Annotated in this window: 24 protein-coding genes and 2 riboswitches; of the genes, 11 read left to right on the top strand and 13 right to left on the bottom strand. The window is 71.2% G+C overall.

What is annotated here, in order from left to right; translation table 11 throughout:
- Window positions 1-7 precede the first annotated feature (7 nt).
- A complete protein-coding gene (locus tag BLR68_RS01810; protein WP_018188315.1) occupies window positions 8-598 on the bottom strand; it encodes a 3'-5' exonuclease in 591 nt (196 codons plus the stop codon).
- A 110-nt stretch (window positions 599-708) separates the two neighbouring features.
- Here BLR68_RS01810 and ychF point away from each other — a divergent pair, with 110 nt between their 5' ends.
- Together ychF and BLR68_RS01800 are read left to right on the top strand one after the other, a co-directional pair.
- The gene (ychF, locus tag BLR68_RS01805) at window positions 709-1,782 is read left to right on the top strand and encodes a redox-regulated ATPase YchF (protein ID WP_018188314.1); all 1,074 of its coding nucleotides are present in this window, start codon (window positions 709-711) and stop codon (window positions 1,780-1,782) included.
- Between the two features lie 10 nt (window positions 1,783-1,792).
- On the top strand, window positions 1,793-2,566 hold the full coding sequence (locus BLR68_RS01800; RefSeq protein WP_018188313.1) for an alpha/beta fold hydrolase: 774 nt from the start codon (window positions 1,793-1,795) through the stop codon (window positions 2,564-2,566).
- Window positions 2,567-2,581: 15 nt separating this feature from the next.
- Here BLR68_RS01800 and BLR68_RS01795 read toward each other — a convergent pair whose 3' ends face one another.
- Window positions 2,582-3,514, bottom strand: coding sequence for a helix-turn-helix transcriptional regulator (locus BLR68_RS01795; RefSeq protein ID WP_018188312.1), 933 nt, complete (start codon window positions 3,512-3,514; stop codon window positions 2,582-2,584).
- Window positions 3,515-3,534: 20 nt separating this feature from the next.
- Window positions 3,535-3,864 carry a DUF7882 family protein gene (locus BLR68_RS01790; RefSeq protein WP_018188311.1) on the bottom strand — a complete coding sequence of 110 codons (330 nt, stop codon included), beginning with the start codon at window positions 3,862-3,864 and terminating at the stop codon, window positions 3,535-3,537.
- A 144-nt stretch (window positions 3,865-4,008) separates the two neighbouring features.
- On the opposite strand from BLR68_RS01790, the gene BLR68_RS01785 reads away from it, so the two are divergent.
- Complete coding sequence (locus BLR68_RS01785) at window positions 4,009-4,932, top strand: helix-turn-helix domain-containing protein (protein WP_018188310.1); 924 nt, start codon at window positions 4,009-4,011, stop codon at window positions 4,930-4,932.
- A gap of 10 nt (window positions 4,933-4,942) precedes the next feature.
- On the opposite strand, the gene BLR68_RS01780 is transcribed toward BLR68_RS01785, so the two are convergent.
- Complete coding sequence (locus tag BLR68_RS01780; protein ID WP_018188309.1) at window positions 4,943-5,134, bottom strand: hypothetical protein; 192 nt, start codon at window positions 5,132-5,134, stop codon at window positions 4,943-4,945.
- A 138-nt stretch (window positions 5,135-5,272) separates the two neighbouring features.
- Here BLR68_RS01780 and BLR68_RS01775 point away from each other — a divergent pair, with 138 nt between their 5' ends.
- Window positions 5,273-5,839, top strand: a complete 567-nt coding sequence (locus tag BLR68_RS01775; RefSeq protein ID WP_018188308.1) for a copper resistance CopC family protein — start codon at window positions 5,273-5,275, stop codon at window positions 5,837-5,839.
- A gap of 30 nt (window positions 5,840-5,869) precedes the next feature.
- On the opposite strand, the gene BLR68_RS01770 is transcribed toward BLR68_RS01775, so the two are convergent.
- The gene (locus tag BLR68_RS01770; RefSeq protein ID WP_018188307.1) at window positions 5,870-6,418 is read right to left on the bottom strand and encodes a type 1 glutamine amidotransferase domain-containing protein; all 549 of its coding nucleotides are present in this window, start codon (window positions 6,416-6,418) and stop codon (window positions 5,870-5,872) included.
- A gap of 86 nt (window positions 6,419-6,504) precedes the next feature.
- Between BLR68_RS01770 and BLR68_RS17895 the strand changes: the two genes are divergently transcribed.
- The gene (locus BLR68_RS17895; protein WP_020097077.1) at window positions 6,505-6,642 is read left to right on the top strand and encodes a hypothetical protein; all 138 of its coding nucleotides are present in this window, start codon (window positions 6,505-6,507) and stop codon (window positions 6,640-6,642) included.
- A 48-nt stretch (window positions 6,643-6,690) separates the two neighbouring features.
- Here the strand turns inward: BLR68_RS17895 and BLR68_RS01765 are convergent, their stop codons facing one another.
- Window positions 6,691-8,169: an MDR family MFS transporter gene (locus BLR68_RS01765; RefSeq protein ID WP_018188305.1), complete on the bottom strand. Its 1,479-nt coding sequence runs from the start codon at window positions 8,167-8,169 to the stop codon at window positions 6,691-6,693.
- Between the two features lie 141 nt (window positions 8,170-8,310).
- On the opposite strand from BLR68_RS01765, the gene BLR68_RS01760 reads away from it, so the two are divergent.
- Window positions 8,311-10,188 carry an ABC transporter ATP-binding protein gene (locus BLR68_RS01760; protein ID WP_018188304.1) on the top strand — a complete coding sequence of 626 codons (1,878 nt, stop codon included), beginning with the start codon at window positions 8,311-8,313 and terminating at the stop codon, window positions 10,186-10,188.
- A gap of 7 nt (window positions 10,189-10,195) precedes the next feature.
- On the opposite strand, the gene BLR68_RS01755 is transcribed toward BLR68_RS01760, so the two are convergent.
- From BLR68_RS01755 to BLR68_RS01730, 6 genes are read right to left on the bottom strand one after another with little or no spacing between them, the layout of a single operon-like run.
- Window positions 10,196-11,158, bottom strand: a complete 963-nt coding sequence (locus BLR68_RS01755) for a glycosyltransferase family 2 protein (RefSeq protein WP_018188303.1) — start codon at window positions 11,156-11,158, stop codon at window positions 10,196-10,198.
- Complete coding sequence (locus BLR68_RS01750) at window positions 11,158-12,297, bottom strand: cysteine desulfurase family protein (protein WP_018188302.1); 1,140 nt, start codon at window positions 12,295-12,297, stop codon at window positions 11,158-11,160. Before BLR68_RS01750 ends, BLR68_RS01755 begins: the two co-directional genes overlap by 1 nt.
- Window position 12,298: 1 nt before the next feature.
- A complete protein-coding gene (gene nadC / locus BLR68_RS01745; protein ID WP_018188301.1) occupies window positions 12,299-13,156 on the bottom strand; it encodes a carboxylating nicotinate-nucleotide diphosphorylase in 858 nt (285 codons plus the stop codon).
- Complete coding sequence (nadB, locus tag BLR68_RS01740; RefSeq protein ID WP_018188300.1) at window positions 13,156-14,688, bottom strand: L-aspartate oxidase; 1,533 nt, start codon at window positions 14,686-14,688, stop codon at window positions 13,156-13,158. The genes nadC and nadB overlap by 1 nt, the downstream gene beginning before the upstream one ends.
- Window positions 14,685-16,013 (bottom strand): quinolinate synthase NadA, encoded by a 1,329-nt coding sequence (nadA, locus tag BLR68_RS01735; protein ID WP_018188299.1) that lies wholly within the window; start codon window positions 16,011-16,013, stop codon window positions 14,685-14,687. The genes nadB and nadA overlap by 4 nt, the downstream gene beginning before the upstream one ends.
- 15 nt (window positions 16,014-16,028) lie before the next feature.
- Window positions 16,029-16,706 carry an NUDIX hydrolase gene (locus BLR68_RS01730; protein WP_026302985.1) on the bottom strand — a complete coding sequence of 226 codons (678 nt, stop codon included), beginning with the start codon at window positions 16,704-16,706 and terminating at the stop codon, window positions 16,029-16,031.
- A 151-nt stretch (window positions 16,707-16,857) separates the two neighbouring features.
- Between BLR68_RS01730 and BLR68_RS01725 the strand changes: the two genes are divergently transcribed.
- The 5 genes from BLR68_RS01725 to gcvP all read left to right on the top strand — a co-directional run bounded on the left by BLR68_RS01725 (window position 16,858) and on the right by gcvP (window position 24,060).
- Window positions 16,858-18,030: a MarP family serine protease gene (locus tag BLR68_RS01725; protein ID WP_018188297.1), complete on the top strand. Its 1,173-nt coding sequence runs from the start codon at window positions 16,858-16,860 to the stop codon at window positions 18,028-18,030.
- Window positions 18,031-18,092: 62 nt separating this feature from the next.
- Window positions 18,093-18,178: riboswitch (glycine riboswitch) on the top strand.
- Window positions 18,179-18,271, top strand: a riboswitch (glycine riboswitch).
- A gap of 74 nt (window positions 18,272-18,345) precedes the next feature.
- Window positions 18,346-19,710 (top strand): L-serine ammonia-lyase, encoded by a 1,365-nt coding sequence (locus tag BLR68_RS01720; RefSeq protein ID WP_018188296.1) that lies wholly within the window; start codon window positions 18,346-18,348, stop codon window positions 19,708-19,710.
- 11 nt (window positions 19,711-19,721) lie between these two features.
- A complete protein-coding gene (gene gcvT / locus BLR68_RS01715; protein ID WP_018188295.1) occupies window positions 19,722-20,840 on the top strand; it encodes a glycine cleavage system aminomethyltransferase GcvT in 1,119 nt (372 codons plus the stop codon).
- A complete protein-coding gene (gcvH, locus tag BLR68_RS01710; RefSeq protein ID WP_018188294.1) occupies window positions 20,837-21,217 on the top strand; it encodes a glycine cleavage system protein GcvH in 381 nt (126 codons plus the stop codon). Before gcvT ends, gcvH begins: the two co-directional genes overlap by 4 nt.
- The gene (gcvP, locus tag BLR68_RS01705; protein ID WP_018188293.1) at window positions 21,214-24,060 is read left to right on the top strand and encodes an aminomethyl-transferring glycine dehydrogenase; all 2,847 of its coding nucleotides are present in this window, start codon (window positions 21,214-21,216) and stop codon (window positions 24,058-24,060) included. The genes gcvH and gcvP overlap by 4 nt, the downstream gene beginning before the upstream one ends.
- 189 nt (window positions 24,061-24,249) lie before the next feature.
- Here gcvP and BLR68_RS01700 read toward each other — a convergent pair whose 3' ends face one another.
- Window positions 24,250-25,272: a hypothetical protein gene (locus tag BLR68_RS01700; RefSeq protein ID WP_018188292.1), complete on the bottom strand. Its 1,023-nt coding sequence runs from the start codon at window positions 25,270-25,272 to the stop codon at window positions 24,250-24,252.
- Window positions 25,273-25,457: the final 185 nt, after the last annotated feature.

The following is a 25,457-nucleotide window of genomic DNA, read 5'->3' as shown; positions in this document are numbered from 1 at the left end:
CAGGGCCTCAGGACGCGGAGGCGGGAACCGGCTGCGGGATCTGCGGGATGCGGACACCGAGCAGCATCGCGAGCTCGACGATGTCGCCTGCGCCGGCCCGCGCGCCCGCATCGATGACGATCTGCGCGCACGCCAGGGCATCGGCGGTCGCGTCGTGGTGGGCGAAGTCGAGGTGACCGGCGGCCGCCGCGACGAACGGCAGGCGATAGGACGGCAGGTCGTAGGTCTTCCGTGCGACGTGCAGGCTGCACAGGTAGCGCGCGGGCGGGGCGACGTGTCCCGTCACCTCGCAGGCGCTGCGCAGCACCCGCATGTCGAACCCGGCGTTGTGGGCGACGAGGATGTCCTCGCCGACGAAGTCGAGGAGGCGCGGCAACTGCTCGACCCACGTCTCGGCTGATGCGACGTCGCTCTCTCGGATGCCGTGGATGCCGACGTTGATCTCGAAGAACCGGTCGTGACCCGCGGGAGGGCGGATGAGCCAGCCCTCGGAGGCGACGACGCGGCCGTCGCGGACCCGGGCGAGCCCCACCGCGCAGGCCGAGGCGTTCGAGGAGTTCGCCGTCTCGAAGTCGATCGCGGTGAAGTCCAGGCCCATGGGATCCACCTTCACCGGCGATCCCGACGAGGAAGCGGAGGCGCGCCGCCGCCGGTCCGGACCGGCGGACCGCACAGCGGCGGCCCGCCCGCCGCGTAGAGTGGATGCCCGTGGCTCTCACCATCGGAATCGTCGGACTGCCCAACGTCGGCAAGTCCACCCTCTTTAACGCTCTCACCAAGAACGACGTGCTCGCGGCGAACTACCCGTTCGCGACGATCGAGCCGAACGTCGGCGTGGTGAACCTTCCGGACCCGCGTCTGGACGTGCTCGCCGGGATCTTCTCCTCGGAGCGCATCCTCCCCGCGACGGTCTCGTTCGTCGACATCGCCGGTATCGTCCGCGGTGCGAGCGAGGGGGAGGGCCTCGGCAACAAGTTCCTCGCCAACATCCGCGAGGCCGACGCCATCGCGCAGGTGGTCCGCGGTTTCGCCGACGACGACGTCGTCCACGTCGACGGGGCCGTGAACCCGAAGAACGACATGGAGACGATCAACGCGGAGCTCCAGCTGGCCGACCTCGAGACGCTCGAGAAGGCGATCACGCGGTACGAGAAGGAGGTCCGCGGCAAGAAGCTCGACCCCTCGGTGCTCGAGACCGCGAAGGCCGCGCAGGACGCCCTCCAGCGCGGCGAACTCCTCGCCGCATCCGGCATCGACCTCGCCCCCATCCGCGAGCTCGGCCTGCTCAGCGCCAAGCCGTTCATCTTCGTCTTCAACGTGGACGAGGCCGTCCTGATGGATGCCGCCCGCAAGGCGGAACTCGCCGCCCTGGTCGCGCCCGCTCAGGCCGTCTTCCTCGACGCGAAGATCGAGTCGGAGCTCGCCGAGCTCGACCCGGAGGACGCCGCGGAGATGCTCGCGTCGACCGGTCAGGAGGAGTCGGGTCTCGACCAGCTCGCCCGTGTCGGGTTCGACACCCTGGGCCTGCAGACGTATCTGACCGCTGGCCCCAAGGAAGCGCGAGCCTGGACCATCGGCAAGGGCTGGAAGGCGCCGCAGGCTGCTGGCGTGATCCACACCGATTTCGAGAAGGGCTTCATCAAGGCGGAGGTCATCTCGTTCGAGGACCTCGTCGCGACCGGCTCGGTCCAAGAGGCCCGCGCCAAGGGCAAGGCGCGCCTCGAGGGCAAGGACTACGTCATGCAGGACGGCGACGTCGTCGAGTTCCGTTTCAACAACTGAGGATTCTCCCATGACACAGATTCAGCGCCAGGTGTTCGACGCCGAGGCTCGTGCCATCCCGTTCATCGACGAGGGAGAGGGCCCCGCCCTCGTCCTCATCCCCGCGCAGGGTCTCGACGTCGCCTACCTCGGCGGCCTCGCGAGCATCCTCGAGGAGGAGGGGTTCCGGATCGTCCGCATCGGCTCGCGCCGCCCCGGCGGCGCCGCGGCATCCATGCACGATCTCGCGCAGGATGTCGTCGACGTCCTCGACCACCTCGGGGTCGGCTCCGCGTGGATCGGCGGTCATGCCTTCGGCGGCGCCGTCGCGCGCACCGTGGCGCTCGACCACCCCGGTCGCGCCAGCGGCGTGCTCCTGCTCGGCGTCGAAGCGGCCCGCGCCCTCGATGACGACGCGGCCCGTGCCCTGCACAGCGCCTTCTCCGCCCCCGTGGACGCGCCGGACACCGACGCCGTCCGCGCCCTGGTTGGGCCCGGGATCTCCATCCCGGTGGCCTGGGATGTCTTCGCGCGGTCGCGCGACCTCGACGTCGAGGAACTCCAGAGCGCCGCGCTCGCCTCGACGCCGGTCGCCGAATGGGCGAGCCTCGCGTCGTCGTTGCCGATCCTCATCATCCAGGGCGCCGTAGACCCGATCACGCCGCCCGCGAACGGCGATGACCTCCAGGCGACCGCAGCAGACCGGACGAGCGTCGTCCGTCTGCCGGATGCGGGACACCTGTTCCCGATGACGCATCCCGGTGAGACGGCGTTCCAGATCGAGGACTACCTCGGCTGGGATTGACGCCCGCGGCGCCGGTCAGCGGCGAAGCGTCTCGTGGGGGAGTTCCCCGAACTCCGCCCGGTAATGCTGAGCGAACCTCGGGAGGTGGGCGAACCCCCACCGTCGGGCGATCTCTGCGACGGTGATCGCCTCGGCATCCGCTGACGTCAGGTCGCGGTTCACTGCCACGAGCCGAGCCGCACGGACGTACGACGCGGGCGTCACGCCCAGCGTCCGCTGGAAGGCGCTTTGGAGGCCCCTGACGCTGAGACGGGCCGCGGCGGCGATGTCGGCAACGCTGAGCGGCTCGCCGAGGTGGTCGTCGATGAAGTCCGTCGCACGGGTGACGGCCGCGGAGCCGCCAGTCGACTCGCCCGTCTCGGCGTCGATGCCGAAGGTGCTGACCGTCGCGGCGAAGACCGCGTCGACGGCGGCCTGTCGGATGAGGTCGTTGCGAAGGAGGGTCTCGTCGTCGAAGATGCGACTCACATGAGCGATCGTCGCCTCCCAGTGGTCCTGCAGGTCCGATGTGAGGGCGCCCCGATGCGGGAAGCGTCCGGCGGAGCTGAGGTCACGGCCCGAGAACGCTCCGAGCGCCGCGAGATCGAGGCCGATGGCCTCCGCATCGGCCGTCGAGGACCATGTCTCGGCTGAGCCGGGCGTCAGGAGGAAGGGGGCGCTGACGTCCAGAGGCGAGTCGTTGCTCACGGCGCGGACCCCGCCGCTGGCGACGCGACCGACGGCGACGTATCCCGACACGTCGACGTGCGCGTGGAGGAAGCCCGTGGTGCGGAGCCGAGTGAGCCTGAGCCTGTCGTCCCCGAGGGTCCGCTGATGCAGGGAGAAAGCCGAATCCGCCTCGCGGATGGTTACGCCCGAGGCGACATGACGGAGCGCCTCTCCGGCGGACTTGATGTCGAACGCCTCGCGCGTCGTGTCGAGGACGCGGGAGGCGCCGTCAGCTGGCATGCCTCATCTTCTCGACCTCATCAGATGGATCCGCTGGATGCCGGCACCGAGGCGCCCTGCGGCTCGGGCACGACGTACAGGCCCGTCGGGGAGTTCGCGACGTGGCTCAGCGCGTCGAGCCAGGCGGGGTTGAGCGAAGGCTGTCGGCTGCCGAAGTACTGCCAGTGCAGGTCTGCACCAGGATGCAGCCACACGACCTGACGCCCGTCGCCGAGGCTCTGATCGTTCCGCCACATGAAGGTGAACGCTTCGCCGCGGCGCAGCTTCGTGGTGATGACCAGCTGCAGGTGCGCCAGCAGGCGATCCTCGAAGTCGGCTCGGATGCGGTCGTTGTAGATGAACTTGCCCACGGGGTCCTTTCGGCGTTCTTGATATCCATTATGCGCACATCATCCGTAATACGCAGTATCAGAGTCGTCCCGAGAGGCACCGCGGGACGTACCCTGGGAACGAGGGTCCCGTCGGACCGCAGTCGACAGGGAGAGAAGGACAGCGTGCCCGCGCTCCGTGAGCATTTCCGCTCCGCCGATCTCGGTGAGGCGGAGGCCTACATCACCCGCAGTTACGGGAGCGTCGATCTCGACGCACAAGACCTCACGTTCGAGGAATCGAGCGTCGGGGACGAGCGATTCGCGCTGCGGCGGCTGAACATCGGCGGCGGGTACAGCGCGGAGTGCGACCTCGACGCGATCATCGTGGTGCACAGCGACGCACGGTACGAGTGGGAGATCGACGGCGAACGCGGCGACGCGGCGGATCCCGTCCTCTTCCAACCCGGATCGACCCTCGCCTGCCGCCTCCAGGACACTCGCGTGCAGGTGGTCGCGTTGCCGATGGACGCGTTGACGGACCTCGCCCGGACCGTCTACAACGATGACACCCTCACGGTACGTTTCGACGGCACGCGTCCCGCCGACCCGACGCTCCTGCGTGCCTGGCGATCGGCGTCCGCTCTGGCGTTCTCCACTGAGGCGACTCTCGACAACGATCTCGCGCGCGCCTCCATGTTCCGCTCGATCGCGGTGTCGACGCTCGAAGCGTTCCCGCTCATCGGCGATCGCGCCCAGCGCGTGGAGAGCGTCGCCCAGCAGCAGCGGGCCTACCGCGCTGCGGTGTCGTTCTTCGAGCAGAACGCCTCACTCCCGATCACGGTCGACGACGCGGCGGCGGCGGCCGGTGTCGGAAGCGGTGCGCTCCGACGCGCATTCCGGGCGCACTCTGTCGCGGGGCGCTCTCCGCTGGAACACCTCACGGCCGTCCGACTGGACGCCGCCCGCGCAGACATCGTCGGAACCGCGATCGGGTCGGTCGGCGATCTGAGTGAGATCGCGTCGCGGTGGGGGTTCACGGAGGAAGGGCTCCGTCGGCATCACCTGGCCGCGTACGGCACCCGCCCCGAGGATCTGCTCGGCGTCTGACGCTCCAGCCCTACTCCGCGTCGGCTTCGGGCTGCCCCTGTCCGGGTCCCGGACGGAACGCGGCATCGTCGGCGATGTCGACCCGGGTGACGCCATCGTGCTCCGTCACCACGTAATGCGCTTCGGCGGAGGGGGCGCCCCGGTCCTCGGGACCCTCCACGTCGGGGGCGAGGTCTGCGGGTCCGCTGTCGGTCGTGTCCATCTCGGTGTCCTTCCGGTGGGTTCGGTCGTCACGATAGATGCCGCGCCGAGGCGGTGCTCGGGGCTTGCTCCGGACCGGGACCCCGGGTAAGCCGCCGCGAGGCAGGCGACGCACAGGCGGGGATGGCAGGCTGGACGCATGCCCGTCGCCTCGCCGCCTCCGACGTCCGTTCGATCCGCGTGGTCCCGTATCGCCGCGTTCTCGGCCGGTCTCGCGGCACTCCTCATCCTCACGGTTGCCGGCCCCGCGTCCGCGCATGACGAACTCCTCGGCAGCACGCCCTCGCCGAACGAGCAGCTGAGCACGGCCCCCACATCCGTCGTGCTCACCTACTCCGCCGCGATCCTGCACGAGGGGGCCGAGATCGTCGTGGTGGATGCCTCCGGCAAGGACTGGACCGACGGGGACCCCGTCATCGACACGAACACGCTCACCGTCCCCGTCGCCTCGGGCCTGCCCGAGGCGGGGTACCTCGTGGAGTGGCGGGTCGTCTCCAGCGACGGTCACCCGATCAGCGGGACGATCCCCTTCGCGGTCGGCGACGCGACGCCCCTGCAGTCCTCGCAGGCGACCCCGGATGCCGGTGGTGACGGCATCTCTGTGGTGCCGTTCGTCGTGGGCGGCATCGTGGTCGTGGTCGTCGTCGCGGTGGTCGTCGCGATCGCGGTGGCCCGTCGACGCACGACGCCCCCGTCGCGCGACTGAGTCGCGGCCGGGGGCGTCGAGCGCGGGGGATCAGACGGTCTGCGCCGCGTGACGTCCTTCGGCGATCTCCTCGACCAGCTTGGCGTTGAAGGCCGGCAGGTCGTCGGGCGTGCGGCTCGAGACGAGCCCGGCGTCGACGACGACCTCTTCGTCGTGCCAGGTGGCCCCGGCGTTGACGAGGTCGGTGTGCAGGCTCGGGTAGCTCGTGAGCGTGCGACCCCCGAGGACGTCCGCCTCGACGAGCAGCCACGCCGCGTGGCAGATCGCCCCGACCGGCTTGTGCTGGGCGAAGAAGTCGCGGGCGAAGCGCACGGCCGAGGCATCCAGGCGGAGGTCGTCGGCGTTCACGACGCCTCCGGGGAGGACGAGCGCGTCGTACTCGGCTGCGTCGGCGTCGTCGGAGGTGACGTCGACGCGCTGCTCGTGCCCGTTCTTGCCGGTGATGCTGCCCGAGTCGGGAGCGATCATGATCGCTGCGGCCCCGGCATCCGTCACGGCCTGCCAGGGGGAGGTCAGTTCGCTGTCTTCGAATCCATCGGTCGCGAGGAAGGCGACGCGCTTTCCGGTGAGGGTGCTCATGCCCTCGACGCTAAGCGGTGCGGCGCGGGAGGTTCAGGCCCTTGACCCCTGAGCCGGTGCCGGTTACGCGGCGTAGCATGGACGGCATGGCCACCTCGAACCTGCCGACCCCGTCCCTGCAGCCGATCTCGACGCTGTCGAACGCGACGGAGGACACGGACGCCCTCGAACTCCTGGACGAGGGCGCATCGTGCTGCGGCGGGGGCTGCTGCAGCACCAACTGACCCGCGCTGCCTCAGCCTGAGGCGGCCTGAGGCGTCGCTTCGCCGCGGTCAGTGCGCGAGCGCAGGGGCTCCGTCCGCGTCGGTCTCGGCGGGCTTGCGGACGAACAGGGCGAGCCCGACCGCTGCGGTCGCGACGATGGCCCCGACCACGAACGCCGCGTGGACGCCGTCCGCCTTCGCGAGCACCTCATCGGTCCCGTCCGCCATCCGCGCGGCGGTGGTCACGGTCATGATCGTCACGAAGAGCGCGGTCCCGGCAGCGCCGGCGACCTGCTGGAGCGTCCCCACGGTCGCCGACCCGTACGGGTAGAACCGGCGGGGAAGTGAGCCGAGCGCCGAGGTCAGCAGTGGCGTGAACGTCAGGCCGAGTCCGAGGTTCAGGGCGAGGTGCACCGCGATGACGAAGGGCACCCCGGTGTTCACGTCGAACAGCGTCATGCCCCACAGGGCGGCGGCCGCGATGATCATGCCCGGGATCACGAGGGGCGTGGGGCCGAAACGGTCGAAGGCGTTGCCGACGAACGGCGCCATGACACCCATCAGGATGCCGCCGGGAAGCAGCATGAGCCCGATGCCGAGGACGTCGAGGCCGAGCACCTGCTGCAGGTAGATCGGCAGCAGGACGATGGAGCCGAACAGCGCCGCGAAGACCACGACCACCAGTAAGACCGCCAGCGAGAAGGTCCGGGTCTGGAACGTGCGGAGGTCGAGGAGTGCACTGTCGGTCTTCTGCAGGTGAAGCTGACGCAGCACGAACAGGACGAGGGCCACGGCGCCGACCGCGAGGGGGATCGCGACGGGGATGGGAGCGTGCCCCGACGCGGACTCGCCGATCGCGCTGAAGGCGTAGATGAGCCCGCCGAAGCCGAGTGCGGACAGCGGAACGGAGAGGACGTCGAAGCGGGCGTCGGCGCGTGTCTCGGTGACGTTCTTCACCCAGACCGCGCCGACGGCGATCGCGATGAGGGCGATGGGGAGCATCACCCAGAAGATCGCGTGCCAGGTCAGCGTCGACAGGATCAGACCCGAGACCGTGGGTCCGATCGCGGGGGCGACGGCGATGACGACGGTGATGGTGCCCATCATCCGGCCGCGGTGAGACGGCGGGACGATGTTGAGGACCGTCGTGAACAGCAGCGGCATCATGATCGCGGTGCCGCTCGCCTGCACGATGCGCCCCGCGAGGAGGAACCCGAAGTCGGGGGCGAGGGCGGCGATCAGAGTGCCCGCCGCGAACAGGCTCATGGCTGTGAAGAAGACCGTGCGGAGGGGGAAGCGCTCGAGCAGGAAACCGGTCAGCGGGATGACGACCGCCATCGTCAGGAGGAAGCCCGTCGTGAGCCACTGGCCGGTGGCGACGGTGATCCCGAGGTCGGCGACGATGTCGGTCAGGGCGACGCTCATGGTCGTCTCGTTCAGGATGACGACGAAGGCGGCGACGACGAGCAGGGCGATGACCGGCCCGGTCCGGCGCGGAGCCGACTCGGACGAGAGGGTGGGCGTGGAGGCGGTGTCCGACAGGGGCACGTGAGTCCTTCGACAGAGGGGCGGGGCAGCTGGCGCGAGAGAGCGCATGCGACGCGGGTCGTTCAGCCTAACCGGCGCGCACCGCCGCGCATTCCCGCGCGGCCGGTGGTGTCGCGGCGGGGCTAGGGTGACGGGATGAGCATGGGCGGACCCGGAGGCGGTCGCGGCGGGTTCCGCGCTGTCGACGAGGCGGCGCAGCGAGAGCGCAACGCGTCGGCTCCCCGCATCCCGGATCTCGGTCGACGCGTGGTCGCCCTCTTCCGTCCCTACCGTCGCCGGTTGGTCGTCACGGCGATCCTCGTGGTCCTCGGTGCGGCGGTCGGGGTGATCCCGCCGCTGCTCGTCCAGCGCATCTTCGACGACGCGCTCTTCCCCGTCGACGGGTCCGCGCCGCAGCTTGGGCTCCTGGGCGTCCTCGTCCTCTCGATGATCGGGCTGTTCGTCCTCGGCGCGGCGCTCGGGATCGCGCAGACCTGGCTCACCTCGACCGTCGGCAACCAGGTGACGGGAGACCTGCGGGTGCGCATGTTCGCCCACCTGCAGGCGATGGACCTCGGCTTCTTCACACGGACGAAGACGGGCGTCATCCAGTCGCGGCTGCAGAACGACGTGGGCGGGGTGTCCGGCGTCCTCACCAACACGGTCACGAGCATCCTCGGCAACACGGTCACGGTGATCTCCGCGCTCGTCGCGATGCTCCTCATCGACGTCCGGCTGACCCTCATCGCCGTCGTCATGATGCCCGTGCTGATCCTCGTGCAGCGACGCGTCGGGCAGGTGCGCGCCCGCATCGCCGGACAGACGCAGGAGTCCCTGTCGGAGCTCAGCGCCATCACGCAGGAGACCCTGAGCGTCTCCGGCATCCTGCTGTCGAAGTCCTTCAACCGCCAGCGGGCCGAGTCCGACCGCTACGCCGCCGAGAACCGCACGCAGATCGGACTGCAGGTGCGGCAGGCGATGAGCGGGCAGGGCTTCTTCGCCGTCGTGCAGATCATCATGTCGTCGGTCCCGGCGATCATCTACCTCGTCGCGGGCTTCTTCATCACTGGGGACGCCGTGCCCATCACCGCGGGCGCGGTCGTCGCCTTCACGACGGTGCAGGCGCGCCTGCTCATGCCGCTCATGGGGCTCATGCGCGTCGCGCTGGACGTGCAGACCTCGCGCGCGCTGTTCGCCCGCATCTTCGAGTACCTCGACCTGCGGCCGGCGATCGCCGACACCGCGGCCGCGGTCGACGTCGCGGACGCCCCCGGTCCGGTCGGCCGGATCGAGTTCCGGGGCGTCTCGTTCCGGTATCCGGATGCCGGGCCCGACAGCCCGGCAACGCTCGACGGCGTGTCCTTCGTCGCCGATCCGGGGCAGCACGTCGCGTTCGTGGGGCCGTCCGGTGCCGGCAAGACGACGATCCTGTACCTGGCGCCGCGGCTCTACGAGCCCACCGCGGGGACGGTCCTGTTCGCCGGCGCCGACCTGCGCTCGCTCGCACAGGCGTCGGTGATCGACCGCATCGGGATCGTGTCGCAGGAGACCTACCTCTTCCATGCGACGATCCGCGACAACCTGCGGTACGCGAGGCCTGACGCCACGGATGCCGAGATCGAGGCGGCGTGCATCGCCGCCAACATCCACCACGTCATCGCCGGCTTCGAGGACGGGTACGACACCGTCGTGGGCGAGCGCGGATACCGCCTGTCGGGCGGCGAGAAGCAGCGGATCGCGATCGCCCGCGTGCTGCTGAAGGACCCGCCGGTGCTGCTGCTCGACGAGGCGACCTCCGCGCTCGACACCGTCTCGGAGCGGGTCGTCCAAGAGGCGATCGACGAAGCGGCGCGGGGCCGGACGACACTGTCGATCGCGCATCGACTGTCCACCGTGATCGCCGCCGACGTCATCCACGTCGTCGAGGCGGGGCGCATCGTCGAATCCGGTACCCACGCCGAGCTGCTGGCCGCCGGCGGTCTCTACGCAGAGCTGGCCGCGCAGCAGGTCGCCGCGGGCAGGATCGAAGGCGCGGGCTAGAGCGCGCTCACCACCCGCTCGCGGCGGTCACGAGCGGAGCGGATGCCTCGTCGAGCGTCACGCCCTCGCGCGCGGCGCGATCGGCGAGATCGCGAGTGAAGGCGCCGAGCAGCTGCCGGTACGCGTCGTCGGGGTGATGCTCGGCGACCCGGACGAGGCCCGGGACGTCCATGTCGAGGATGAGGCGGACGCGAGCGCGAGCGGCGCCCGGGTGGCCGGCGGTGTCGAGGACGTCGATCCCGCCGCGCATCCCGTCGAGGTAGTCCCGCAGCACCGACACGGCGTGACGGCGCTGCGTGATCGAGGTGCCGTCGGCGCGCTCGCGCCAATGGACGACGACGTCGGGGATCACGTCGATCGCTGAGGCGGCGACGTACATCTGCTGCGCGACCACCTGGTCCTCGTAGGCGCGCTCCTCGGTGAAGCGGAGTCCCGCGCGACGCCAGAGGTCGGTGCGGCTCACCTTCGACCAGGCGACGATGTTCCCCGACACGTCGGGGTGGTCTGCGAGGGTCGTGCGTCGCCGGCCGGGGGAGGTGGATGCTGCGACCCACGGCTGGACGACACCGGGGGAGTAGTGACCGGCGGCATCCGCGCGCAACCGCACGTAGGCGCCGACGGCGATGTCGCTGCTGGAGTCCTCGAGGCTGCCGACGAGCAGGTCCAGCGCCCCGGGGGTCATGACGTCGTCGGCGTCGAAGAACCCGACGTAGGGGGTGTCGACGAGCGCGAGCGCCTCGTTGCGCGAGGCGCCGAGTCCCTGCGCGACCTCGTGGCGCACGAGCGTGAAGCGCGGGTCGTCGGCGGCGGTGGCGGCGAAGATCTCCGCCGTCGCGTCGCGGGAGGCATCGTCGACGAGGAGGGCGCGGAAATCCGTACGCGTCTGTGCGCGCAGGGAGGCGAGGGCTTCCTCGGCGAACGCGCCGACGTCGCGTCCGGGCACGATCACGGTGACGGTCGGGGTGCTCATCATCGCGATCGTACCGCCGCGATCGATGCGGCGATCGCGTCGGCGAGGGGCCCCGGATCGATCTCGGCGCGGTGCCCGAAGCTGAACCGGACCGACGCCTGCGCGACCTCGGGAGCGACGCCGAGAGCGAGGAGGACGTGCGACGGCTCGTCGCTGCCGGCCGCGCACGCGGATCCGCTCGAAGAGACGACACCGCGACGCTCGAGCTCGAGGAGGACCGCCTCTCCGCTGACCCCGGCGAAGGTGAAGCTGGCCGTCCCGGGGAGCCGGCGCGACGGATGCCCCGTGAGACGGGCCTCGGGGACGAGGGCGAGCACGCGCTCGGTGACAGCCTGTCGGAGCGCCGAGACCCGCTCCGACGACGTTCCGCGTTCCCGTTCGGCGAGCTCGAGGGCGACCGCCAGTCCCACGGCGCCCGCGACGTTCTGCGTGCCGCTGCGGCGATCGCGCTCCTGGCCGCCCCCGTGGAGGAGCGGTTCCAGGGGGATGCGGCCGCGGATCGCGAGTGCTCCGATGCCCTGCGGTGCGCCGATCTTGTGGCCGGCGATCGACAGGGCGTCGGCGCCGGTTCCCGCGAGGGGGAGCCAACCGGCGGCCTGAACGGCGTCGAGGTGGAAGGGGACGTGTGCGTTCGCCGTGACGGCGGCGAGGCCGGCGGCATCCTGCACCGTCCCGATCTCGTTGTTCGCGTAGCCGAGCGACACGAGCGCCGTGTCGTCGCGCAGCGCGTCGGCGAGGACCTCGGGGGAGACGAGGCCGTCCGCATCGACCGGGAGTCGCGTGACCGCCGTGCCGTGGACCCGTTCGAGGTAGTCGACGGAGGCGAGGATCGATTCGTGCTCCACAGCGCTCGTCACGACGTGCCCGGCGCGACCGTGACGGAGGAGTCCCGCGAGGACGACACCCTTGATCGCGAGGTTGTTCGCCTCCGTCGCGCCCGAGGTGAAGATCACATCGCCCGGTCGCATCCCGAGGACGGACGCGACGCGACGTCGCGCATCGGCGAGGACGGCGGCGGCGTCCTCGCCGACCGTGTGGTGGCTCGACGGGTTGCCGTAGCGCTCGCCGAGGAAGGGCAGCATCGCCTCCCGCACCTCGGGACGGACGGGGCCCGTCGCCGCGTGATCGAGGTAGAGCACCTCAGGCCTCGTCGATGCGGACGTCGAGTCCCAGGTCGAGAGCCCGCGCGGAATGTGTCAGCGCACCGACCGAGATGACGTCGACCCCGGTCTCGGCGATCGCACGTACGGTGTCGAGCGTGACCCCGCCGGACGCCTCGACGGTGGCCCGCCCCGCCACCTGGAGGACTCCCGTCCGGAGGCCCTCGAGCGTAAAGTTGTCGAGCATGATCGTGCCGATGCCGGCGGCGAGCACCGCCTCGATCTGGTCGAGACGGTCGACCTCGACCTCGATGTGGGCGGTGTGGGGCAGGCGGGTCTTGGCGTCGAGGATCGCCTCGGTGACCGACAGCCCCGAGCGGGTGAGGACGGCGAGGTGGTTGTCCTTGGCCATCACGGCGTCCGACAGCGAATGGCGGTGGTTGGCGCCGCCGCCGCTGCGGACCGCGTGGCGTTCGAAGGCGCGCAGGCCCGGTGTCGTCTTCCGGGTGTCGGCGATGCGCACGCCCGTCCCGGCCACCGCGTCCGCATAGGCGGCGGTCACGGTCGCGATGCCCGACATGCGCTGGACGAAGTTCAGGCCGATCCGCTCCGCGGTCAGGATCGCGCGGGCGGGGCCGGTAACGACCGCGAGGACGTCGCCCCGCGCGAAGCGGGCGCCGTCCGTCACACGCACGTCCACCTCGACCCGGTCGTCCGTGAGGGTGAACGCGGCGGAGAAGACGGCGCCCCCGCTGAACACGCCGGCTTCGCGCGCGACGAGTTCGGCCGTCGCGGTGGCGGATGCCGGAATCAGCGCCTCGCTCGTGATGTCACCCCACGGGGCGTCCTCGAGGAGGGCTGCGCGGACGGTGGTCTCGATGACGGCGGGTGAGAGCATCACGCAGCCCCTTCCAGGTCGGGTCGGACGCGCGCATCGGCGGAGGCCGGGTCGTCCGTGCGCTGGTGGGAACCCACCGAGCCGGTCCGCGCGAGCGCGGCGGCGACCATGAGCTCCGCGACGAGCAGGAGGTTGGCGTCCTCGTGCTCCGCCAGGGACACCGGCGGGGTGGCGGAGGTGCGCCAGGCCGCGAGGGTGCGGGCCGCGCGGCGGAGGCCGTCGCCGTCACGCGTCACCCCGGCATCCGCCCACATGAGCTCCTGAAGCGCGCGCCGGGTGAAGGGCGGGTGCGGGATGCCGTCGGGTGCCGACACGACGACGGCGGGGGTGCCGGCGGGCACCGGCCACGCCGCGCCCGCCGTGGCCGCGGCATCACCGGCGCGGGCGCCGAACACGGCGCCCTCGAGGAGGGAGTTCGAGGCGAGACGGTTCGCCCCGTGGACGCCGGTCCGCGCGACCTCTCCGACCGCGTACAGGCCCGGGACGTCGGTGCGGCCGTCGAGGTCGGTGACCACGCCGCCCATCAGGTAGTGCGCGGCCGGCGTCACGGGGATCGGCTCGCGCGCCCAGTCGAGCCCGCGCGAGCGGACGGCGGCGTCGATGGTCGGGAACCGGGCGGCGAGGAACCGTGATCGCTCGTCGGGGTCGGAGCTGTGCACCGCGATGGCGTCGAGGAGGACGGGACGCCCGCCCTGGCGCGCCATCGCGGCGGTGATCGCACGGGCGACGACGTCGCGGGGCGCCAGCTCGCCGTCCGGGTGGACGTCGAGGGCGAACCGGCGTCCGCTCTCGTCGCGGAGGACAGCGCCCTCGCCGCGCACGGCCTCCGAGACGAGGAAGGCGTCGCCCGTGGCGAGCACCGTGGGGTGGAACTGCACGAACTCGAGATCTCGGACGGCAGCGCCCGCCCGGGCGGCGAGGGCGATCCCGTCACCGGTCGCCACAGCAGGGTTGGTGGAGTGGGCGAACAGCCGGCCTGCGCCACCGGTCGCGAGGATCACGGCGTCCGCCTCGATGCGCCCGCCGCCCAGGGTCTCCACACCGGCGACGCGACCCTCCCGGCGGACCAGGTCGGTCACGTACGTGTGCTCGAGGACGCGGATGCCGCTCCGACGGATCTGCTCGACGAGGGCGCGCTCGATCTCCGCCCCGGTCGCGTCGCCCCCGGCGTGCAGGATGCGGGGGAACGAGTGCGCTCCCTCGAGGCCCGCGCGGAGCGTCCCGTCGGCGTCCCGGTCGAACCGGACGCCGGCGGCGATCAGGTCCCGGATGCGATCGGGGCCTTCCGTGACCAGGACGTCGACGGCGCCCGGATCGGCGAGTCCCGCCCCGGCGACGAGGGTGTCGTGCGCGTGGTCGATCGTCCGGTCGCCGGGGGAGAGCGCGCCCGCGATGCCGCCCTGCGCGTACCGTGTGTTGGCTTCGGCGAGCTCGCTCTTGGTGACGATCGTGACCGTCGAGCCACCGGCATCCGCGTGGAGTGCGGCGGTCAACCCGGCGATGCCCGAGCCGACCACGACGACGGTGGTCACGGCTTGGCCGCCAGCATCCGCTCGAGGGCGACGCGCGCCGGCTGGGCGACATCGGCTGGCACGGTGATCCGGTTGCGGACCTCTCCGGCGACGAGCCCCTCGAGGATCCAGGCGAGGTAGCCCGGGTGGATCCGGTACATCGTCGAGCACGGGCAGACGACCGGGTCCAGGCAGAAGATCTCGTGCTGCGGGAACTGCGCCGCCAAGCGTTGGACGAGGTTGATCTCGGTGCCGATCGCGAACGTCGTGGGCTCGGTGGCGGCGGCGATGGCCTTGCGGATGTAGTCCGTCGATCCCGCTTCGTCCGCCGCGTCCACGACGTCCATCGGGCATTCGGGGTGCACGATCACCCGGACGCCGGGGTGCTCCGCCCGCGCGGCGGCGATCTGGTCGACCGTGAACCGGCGGTGGACCGAGCAGAAGCCGTGCCAGAGGATGACCCGGGCGGCGGCGAGCTCCGCCTCGCTCGATCCGCCGAGCGCTTTCCGCGGATTCCACATCGGCATCTGCTCGAGGGGGACGCCCATGGCCTTCGCCGTGTTGCGGCCGAGGTGCTGGTCGGGGAAGAAGAGCACGCGACGTCCGCGGGCGAACGCCCACTCGAGGACCGTCCGCGCGTTGGACGAGGTGCAGACGATCCCGCCGTGTCGGCCCACGAAGCCCTTGATCGCGGCGGAGGAGTTCATGTACGTCACGGGGATGACGGGGAGCAGCCCCTCGGCATCCGGAGCATCCATGTCGCCGTAGACGTCGGAGAGCTGCTCCCAGCACTCCTCGACCTGGTCGATGTCGGCCATGTCGGCCATCGAGCACCCGGCGGCGAGATTGGGGAGGATGACGGCCTGCTCGGGGCGGGAGAGGAGGTCGGCGGTCTCGGCCATGAAGTGCACACCGCAGAAGACGATCGCCTCGGCGTCGGGGTGCTCGAGGGCGGCGTTGGCGAGCTGGAAGCTGTCGCCGACGTAGTCCGCATGGGTGACGACCTCCTCGCGCTGGTAGAAGTGGCCCAGCACGACGACGCGCTCGCCGAGGGTGTGCTTCGCGGCGACGATGCGGGCCGCGAGCTCGGCCTCATCCGCCTCGCGGTACTCGGCCGGGAGCTGCCCCTGTCGCGGAGCACCGGTCGGGATGACGTCGCCCATCGACGAGCCGGGTCCGTAACCGGGGCGGGTGTCGAAGGTCCACGGGCCGGCCGCGAGGTCGGTGTTGCAGGTCTCGGCGGTGGTCTCGCCGGCGACGATCGCCTGGATCTCGTGATCGACGCTGGGATCGATCGGTCGGGTATCGATCGGTCGCGGCTGCAGGGTGACGGGGGTTGCGCTCATGTCGGTTCGGGTCCTTCACTGCGGGAGCGGGCCGCGGTCGGCCAACTCGACGTCCTGGTTGTAGCGGTAGAGGCGGGCGGGCCGGTGGCTTCCGGTGCGGAAGTCGTCGGTGGGGATGAGGGTGTCGGATCCCTCCACCTGGCGGCGGAAGTTGGCGGGGTCGAGGCGCCTGCCGAGGATCGCCTCGTACACCTCGCGCAGCTCGGCGAGGGTGAAGCGGTCCGGGAGGAAGCCGTGGGCGATGCGGCTGTAGCCGACCTTGTTGCGCAGTCGCCACAGGGCGTAGTCGACGATGTGGTTGTGATCGAAGGCGAGCGCGGGGAGGGCCGTCGCATCGAACCAGGCGACATTGTGCTGTTCGGTCGCTTGGGTGACGTCCTCGCGCACGAGCGCCCAGTACACGATGGAGACGACCCGACCGGGGGAGCGGCCGAGGTCGCCGAACGCGTAGAGCTGTTCGAGATAGCTCGGTGAGAGCCCGGTCGTCTCTGCGAGGGTGCGGGATGCCGTGGCCTCGAGGTTCTCCGCGGGGTCCACCCACCCGCCGGGCAGAGCCCACTGACCCTCGTACGGGTCGCGCGTCCGGCGCACGAGCGGCAGCTCGATGCGGGCGTCGTCGGCCTCGCGGCGCAGGCGGAAGATGACCGTCGACACGGCGACGCCGATGGAAGCGGGGGGAGTTGTTCTTGTCATGGTGACCTTAAGTACGGGACCGATCTTAAGGTCACTTCGACACGAACCGCAACATGGACGATGACACGAACCGATTTCCCAGCAGCCGCGTCCTACGCTGATCACGAGTGACCGCCGGCTCTCCCGGGCGGACTCGTCAAGGGAGGCCGCCGTGCTCGTCGTCGACATCATCGTCGTGCTCGTGCTCATCGCCGCACTGTTCGGCGGACTCCTGCGCGGTCTCGTCGCGACGGCGGGCACGCTGATCGGCGTCGTGCTCGGCGCCGTCCTCGCTGTCTGGCTGACGCCCGTCATCGCTCCGACCTTCGCGGGGTGGGAGTACCGCAGCCTCGTGCTCGCGATCATCGCGCTGGCCATCGTGGTCCTCCTCGCCTCCCTCGGCACGGCGGTGGGCGCTCGCGTGCGCCGACGGGTCGATCGGGTCAAACTCGCCCCGATCGACCGCATCCTGGGCGGTCTCGTCAACACCGCCGCAGCCGCCCTCGTCCTCCTCCTCGCGAGCGGGGCGATCGTCGGATCCGGGATGCCGGTGGTCGCCCCCGCCGTCGCCTCCTCGCGCGTGCTCGGCGCCATCGACGCTCTCACTCCGCCGGCGGTCGATTCGGCGCTCGCCGAGTTCCGCGGGTTCATCGTGGACGAGGGCATCCCGCGCGTCGGCGAACTGCTCGCCCCCGAAGTCGAGCCGACGGCGCCCCCGGTCGCGCTCGACGATCCGCAGCTCGAGCGGGCCGGGGCATCCGTCGCCCGCATCAGCGGCAACGCGTACGCGTGCGGCGCGTCCCTGACGGGATCCGGTTTCGTGGTGGCGACCGACCTCGTCGTCACGAACGCCCACGTCGTGGCCGGTGTCGATACCCCGCTCGTGGAGCTTCCCGGTCGCGATGCCGAGGAGGGGCGCATCGTCTACTTCGACCCGATCGACGACCTCGCGGTCATCAGCGTCTCGGGGCTCGACGCCCGCCCGCTCCCGATCGTGGGCGACGTGGCGGCCGGCACACCGGTCGCCGTGCAGGGGTACCCCCTCGGCGGTCCGTTCACCAGCAGTGCGGCATACGTGCTGTCGGTGGGCGACGCGATCGTCTCGGACATCTACGAGAAGAGCTCGCAGCCCCGCGAGATCTACGCGCTCCAGGCGGACGTCCGGCCCGGCAACTCGGGCGGACCGCTGCTCACCGAAGCGGGCGAAGTGACCGGTGTGGTCTTCGCCCGAGGGCAGGACGACGCGTCGCGCGGCTACGCGATGACGACCGACGAGCTCCGCCCTGCGCTGGAGGTCTCACCCGACGCGGCGACGGTCTCGTCGGGGGAGTGCACGAGCGACTGACGCCGTATCGGCGCAGCGGGCCCCGATGATAGGCTCGCGCTCACAATCGCACACCGGACCATCGCGTCTGCTCGGGAGAAGCCCTCGTGGCTGCCGAAGGAGCAATCCCTCCCCGGAATCTCTCAGGCCCCCGTACCGAGCCGACATGGTCACTCTGAAAAGCGGCATCCTCGGATGCCCGCCGACGGGGCAAGCGGGCATCGCCCGTGAAATCTCTCAGGCCGATGACAGAGGGGGAGGAACTCACCCGCATCCCGCTGCGCCGTCAGGAGTTCCGTTGTTCCCACCGTCACACCCACCCGCTCGATCATCGCGATGACTCCGGGCATCGGCGTCTTCGATCTCTTCACCGTCGGTATCGGGCCGTCCAGCTCGCACACGGTGGGACCGATGCGAGCCGCCGCGGACTTCGTCTCCCGTATCGATGCCGACGCGGCGACCCGCGTGCAGGTCGATCTCTACGGCTCCCTCGCGGCGACCGGTCGCGGACACGGCACGCTGACCGCCGTCCTGCTCGGGCTCGAGGGCCTCGAGCCCGACGTGGTCCTGCCCGCCCAGGTCGAGGAACGGACGGCCGCGATCGCCGACGAGCGTCGGGTGCGGGTGGGCGGCACGGGCGCCGTCCCGCTGTGCGAGGACGACGTCATCCTCCACCCCCTCACGATCCTCCCGGGGCACACCAACGGGCTGCGGCTGCGGGCCTGGGATGCCGCGGATGTCCTCCTCGACGACGCCGTCTACTACTCGACCGGCGGCGGTTTCATCGTGCGCGACGGCGAGCAGGCGCAGGCGGCGGCGACGGCATCCGTCCCGTTCCCCTTCGAGACCGCGGCGGAGCTCCTCGCCCACTGCGACCGCGAGGACCTGTCGATGGCCGAGATCCAGCGCCGCAACGAACTCGTCTCCCGCACCGGCGACGAGATCGACGGCGGCATCCTGCATCTCGCCGATGTCATGAGCGAGAGCGTCGTCTCAGGTGCCTCGCGCGAGGGGATGCTGCCGGGCGGCCTGCGGGTCCCGCGCCGCGCGCCCGCCTGGCGCAACAGGCTGCGCCTCGACGACCCGACGGGCGACGATCCCGCCCTCTGGCAGGAGTGGGTGAACTTCGTCGCCCTCGCGGTCAACGAGGAGAACGCGTCCGGCGGGCGGATCGTGACCGCACCGACGAACGGCGCCGCGGGGATCATCCCCGCCGTCCTGCACTACGCGACCCATTACGCGGCGAAGGGGCGGTCTCGCGACGAGGTCGTCATCCCCTTCCTGCTCACCGCGGCCGCGATCGGCGTCCTCTACAAGGCGCGTGCCTCGATCTCGGGTGCCGAGGTCGGTTGCCAGGGCGAGGTCGGTTCCGCGTCGTCGATGGCGGCCGCGGGACTCGCGGAGGTCCTGGGAGGGACGCCTCGGCAGGTCGAGAACGCCGCCGAGATCGCGATGGAGCACAATCTCGGCCTCACGTGCGACCCGATCGGCGGTCTCGTGCAGATCCCGTGCATCGAACGTAACGCGATCGCCGCGGCGAAGGCGATCAACGCCGCCAAGATGGCGCTGTGGGGCGACGGCACCCATCGCGTCTCGCTCGATGAGGTCATCGTGACCATGCGCGAGACGGGGCGGGACATGAGCAGCAAGTACAAGGAGACGGCGCTCGGCGGCCTCGCGGTCAGCGTCGTGGAATGTTGAGCGGAGACGGCATGACCGAGACCACGACCGAGCCGCGGCGATCGCCGCTGCATGAGCTGCACGAGCGGCTCGGCGCATCCTTCACCGATTTCGGCGGCTGGCTGATGCCCGTCCGCTACACGTCGGACCTCGCGGAGCACCATGCCGTGCGGGGGAGCGCGGGACTATTCGACATCTCGCACATGGCGGAGTTCCGCATCGAGGGTGCGGGGGCGGCGGACTTCCTCGACCGTGCCCTCGCGGGTCGGCTCTCGACGATGAAGGTGGGAAAGGCCAAGTACTCCCTCGTCCTTGCGGACGACGGCGGCATCGTCGACGACGTCATCGTGTACCGCATCACCGAGGACGAGTTCCTCGTCATCTCCAACGCGGGCAACCGTGCCGAGGTCGCGGCCGCCTTCGCCGCCGTCGAGGCCGGTGACGCGCGCATCGAGGAGATCACCGACCGGATGTCGCTCATCGCCGTGCAGGGCCCGGCGGCCCGCGGCATCCTCGAAGCCACCGCGGGGATCGAGGACGTCGATCCCGCGTTCGCGGACATGACCTACTACTCCTGGGCGCTCGGGTCGTTCCAGGGTCGGAGCCTGTTCGTCGCCCGCACCGGGTACACCGGCGAGGACGGCTTCGAACTCATGGTGCCGAACGAGACCGCCGAGGGCCTCTGGCAAGCCGTCTCCGAGGCGGGCGCCGCGCACGGGCTCGTGCCCGCGGGCCTCGCCGCCCGCGACACGCTCCGCCTGGAGGCGGGGATGCCGCTCTACGGCCACGAGCTCTCGCGGGACATCGCCCCCGCGCAGGCCGGGCTCGGCCGCGTCGTCGCCCTCGACAAGGAGGAGTTCGTCGGCAAGGACGGTCTCGCCACCCGCGACCTCGACGGCGCTTCCGTCCTCGTCGGTCTCGCCGCCGAGGGCCGCCGCGCCGGTCGTGCCGGCTACGCCGTGCTCTCCGGCGACGAGACCGTCGGCGAGATCACCTCGGGAGCCCTCAGCCCGACCCTCGGCCATCCCGTCGCGATGGCCCTCGTCCACCCCTCGGCATCCGCTGAGGGCACCGTCCTGACCATCGACGTCCGGGGGACCCGCATCCCCGCGACCGTCACCGCCCTCCCCTTCTACCGGAGACAGAAATGACCGACCTCACCGCCCTGTCCTACACCGCCGAGCACGAGTGGATCGCCTTCGACGGCGACGTCGCGACCGTCGGCATCACCGACTACGCCGCCGAGAAGCTCGGTGACGTCGTCTTCGTCGAGCTCCCCGCCGTCGGCACCGCCGTCACCGCGGGCGACACCTGCGGCGAGATCGAGTCGACCAAGTCCGTCGGCGAGCTCTACGCGCCGCTGACCGGAGAGGTCGTCGAGGTCAACGACGCCGTCGTGGACGACCCGTCCTCCGTCAACGCCGGTGCCTTCGACGCGTGGCTCGTCAAGATCAAGGTCGACGGGGCGCCCTCGGGCGACCTCCTCGATCGCGACGCCTACGTCGCACTGACGGGCGGCGACGCGTGAGCTCGACCTTCCGCGACCGCCACATCGGCACCGACTCGGCCGCGCAGGCCGAGATGCTCCGCGTCCTCGGCCGCGACTCGGTCGAGGGTCTCGTCGACACGGCTGTGCCCGATGCGATCCACGTCGCCGAGCGCGACAGCATCATCCCGCCCGCGGCGACCGAGGCGGAGGCACTCGCGGAGCTCCGCGAACTCGCGTCGCAGAACCGCTCCGCGCGCGCGATGATCGGCCTCGGCTACTACGACTCGCTGACCCCGTCGGTCATCCAGCGGAACGTCCTCGAGAACCCGTCCTGGTACACGGCGTACACGCCGTACCAGCCCGAGATCTCGCAGGGCCGCCTCGAGGCGCTCATCAACTTCCAGACGATGGTGACCGACCTCACGGGACTCGCGACCGCCAATGCGTCGATGCTCGACGAGTCGACGGCCGTCGTCGAGGGGATGCTGGTCGCCCGCCGCGCCTCGAAGTCCGCGTCGAACGTGTTCCTCGTCGACGCCGACGCGATGCCGCAGACGAAAGCGCTGCTGCACCACCGCGCCGCCGCCGTCGGCGTCGAGATCCTCGAGACCGATTTCTCCGAGGTCCCCGAGGCGTTCGGCGCCTTCGTGCAGTACCCCGGCGCGACCGGTCGGGTCTGGGACCCGTCCGACGTCATCGCCGCCGTGCAGGCGCAGAGGGGACTCGTCGTCGTTGCGGCCGACCTCCTCGCGCTCACGCTCCTGCGCTCCCCGGGATCGATGGGCGCGGACGTCGCCGTCGGGACGACGCAGCGCTTCGGCGTGCCCATGGGCTTCGGCGGACCGCACGCCGGCTACATGGCCGTCCGCGCCGGTCTCGAGCGTCAGCTGCCGGGGCGCCTGGTCGGCGTGTCGATGGATGCCGCGGGCCAGCCCGCCTACCGTCTGTCGCTGCAGACCCGGGAGCAGCACATCCGCCGCGAGAAGGCGACGTCGAACATCTGCACCGCCCAGGTGCTGCTGGCCGTCATGGCCGCGATGTACGCCGTCTACCACGGCCCCGACGGGCTCAAGCGGATCGCCGAGGAGACCACCGCCAAGGCGTCGCTCCTGCGCGACTGGCTGGTCGGGTCGGGCGCCGAGGTCCTGCACGAGGCGTACTTCGACACGCTCGTGGTCCGCACTCCGGGACGCGCGGAGGACGTCATCGCCGATGCGCGCCGCCGCGGCTACCAGCTGTGGTTCCGCGACAGCGACTCGGTCGGGATCTCGGTTGACGAGACGACGACCGTCGCGGACCTGCAGGCCGTGGCATCCGTCTTCGGCGTCGACTCGTCGAAGGTCTTCGTTCCCCTCCGGGACCGGAACGCCCACCTGCCGGCGGCTCTCCGTCGCGTGGACGAGTACCTGACGCATCCGGTGTTCAACACGCACCGCTCCGAGACCGCCATGATGCGGTACCTGAAGCAGCTCGCCGACCGCGACTACGCGCTCGACCGCGGCATGATCCCGCTCGGCTCGTGCACGATGAAGCTCAACGCGGCGACCGAGATGGCGGCGGTGTCGTGGCCCGAGTTCGCGCGGGTCCACCCGTTCGCGCCGGCCGACGACGTCGCGGGCTACCTCGTCATGATCGAGCAGCTCGAGGCGTGGCTCGCCGAGGTCACCGGGTACGACGCGGTCTCGCTGCAGCCGAACGCCGGGTCGCAGGGCGAGCTCGCGGGGCTCCTCGCCATCCGCGGCTATCACCACTCGCGCGGCGACCTGCACCGGGACGTCTGCCTCATCCCGTCGTCCGCGCACGGCACCAACGCGGCATCCGCCGTCCTCGCGGGGATGCGGGTCGTCGTCGTCGCGTGCGACGAGGCCGGCAACGTCGACCTGGCGGATCTACGAGCCAAGGTCGAGACGCACGCCAACAGCCTCGCGGCGCTCATGATCACGTACCCGTCGACGCACGGCGTCTACGAGCACGACGTCATGGACATCACCGGCGCCGTCCACGCCGCCGGCGGTCAGGTGTACGTCGACGGTGCGAACCTCAACGCGCTGCTCGGGTTCGCCCGCTTCGGCGACCTGGGCGGCGACGTGTCGCACCTGAACCTGCACAAGACGTTCGCGATCCCGCACGGCGGCGGCGGACCCGGTGTGGGCCCCGTCGCGGCGAAGGCGCACCTCGCCCCGTTCCTGCCCTCCCACCCGATGGCGCAGCGAGCCGAGCACGCCGGCGGTCACGTGTTCGACGGCGGTCCGGTCTCGGCCGCGCCGTACGGCTCGGCATCCATCCTGCCGATCTCGTGGGCGTACGTGCGGATGATGGGCGCCGACGGACTCCGGCAGGCGACCGCCGCCGCGGTGCTCGCGGCGAACTACGTCGCGCGTCGCCTGGAGGGCCACTACCCGGTGCTGTACGCGGGTGAGGGCGGGCTCGTCGCGCACGAGTGCATCCTCGACCTGCGTCCGCTCAAGGAGGCCACGGGCATCACGGTCGACGACGTCGCCAAGCGGCTCATCGACTACGGCTTCCACGCCCCGACGATGTCGTTCCCGGTCGCGGGGACGCTCATGGTGGAGCCGACGGAGTCCGAGGACCTCGCCGAGCTCGACCGCTTCGTCGAGGCGATGATCGCGATCAGGGCCGAAGCGGATGCCGTGGCCGCGGGGGAGTGGCCGGCGAACGACAACCCGCTGGTGAACGCGCCGCACTCCGCGGCATCCGTCATCACCAGCGAGTGGGCGCATCCGTACCCCCGCGAGATCGCCGTGTACCCCGTACCCGGCATCGTGCGCACGAAGTACTGGCCGCCCGTCCGCCGCATCGACAACGCCTACGGCGACCGCAACCTCGTCTGCGCCTGCCCCCCGATCGAGGCCTTCGCCTGAGGCGGCCGGGCGCCGGGCCCCTTTTCGCGAGACTGCACGCTGACGCCGAGACCGTGGGTTAACCCCTCGGTCTCGACGCGTCCGTGCAGTCTCGCGGCGAGGGATGCTGCCGCCCCCGCGGACCCCGGAGCGTCGCCGCACGAGCCCGGCCCGCCCCCGAGACTGCACGCAGCGCACGAGACCTCGGGTTCAGGCCCCGGTCTCGGCGCGTGCGTGCAGTCTCGCGGCGGGGAGACGCGGCGCGAGCGCGGCGCGAGCCGTCGCGAGACGGTACGGGTCGGGGAGCGCGATGCGCGGAAGACCCGCGCCGCGGAGGATCCCGTCCAGCGCATCGGGGTCGACGAGGTCCGACCAGCCCCAGTGCAGGACCGAACGGATGCCGCGTGACCGGAGTCTGTGGTCCCGCTCACGGCGCGCGCGCAACAACGACGCTGGGTCACCGAACCGGCCGTCGTATTTGAGGTCGCCGTCCGCCTCACCGACGATCTCCGATCCGGGCCACCAGAAGTCGGAGCGATCGGTCGCGCCCGGTCCGCTCCACTCCGTCTGCAGCTCGGGTTCCTCGTAGCCGAGCAGCTCGATGATCGCCCGGCTCGCGGACTCGAGCGTGGACTCCGCCTCCGCCCGGGCACGATGCAAGGGCCACCGGGCGATGCGGCGCCCCCGCGAACTCGGTCGCTGCTCGTTCTGCTCGACGAGCGACTCCACGGATGCCGCCGGATCCAGTCGTAGTGCGGCGTCGGCTGCGATGAGCCCCACCACGACGTGCCGAGCTCGCGCGAGATCGACGGCGCAGTCCGACGGCGAGATGGCGGCGAACCCGCCGAGGTCCACGACGTCCCGCGCGCCCGTCGTCGTGTGCATGCGGAGGCCCGCGTGCAGGCGCGAGGTTCGGGTCGGATCGCCCAGGGCGTGGACGACGCCGGGATCGCCGAGGATCGGCATCCCCCAGATCGCCGCGGCCGACTCATGGCTCAGGACGAGCCCCGGGTGCACGAGGATCGTGGCGTGGATGCGGGCCACGTATCGGTGCCACGGGGCCAGCGGTCGCCACTCCGTGGTCGGCGCGTAGACGCCGCGCACGACGGACACGAGCTCGCCGCGTGCCGCGATGCGGGCGGCGTGGGGCACGTCCCGCGCCCGCAGGAGCGGAACGGGGCACGCGACGGGAGCGCGACGGACGACGGGCAGGGGATCGGCGATCACGGGCATGGCCCCGATGGTCCCGAGCCGTCACCGTCCTGACCGCCACAGCAGCACGCCCCGTGGACACCCCGCCCGCCGCCCTCGCGGTGGAGGAACCGCCCGCCGCCCCCGGTCCCCTCCGCGAGACTGCACGCGGCCCACGAGACCGCGGCCCCACGCCGCAGTCTCGGCGCGACCGTGCAGTCTCGGCG

Origin of the sequence: Microbacterium sp. 77mftsu3.1, assembly GCF_900100525.1 — a bacterium.
Classification (GTDB): Bacteria; Actinomycetota; Actinomycetes; order Actinomycetales; family Microbacteriaceae; genus Microbacterium; species Microbacterium aquilitoris.
This window is presented reverse-complemented; position numbering and strand designations above follow the sequence as displayed.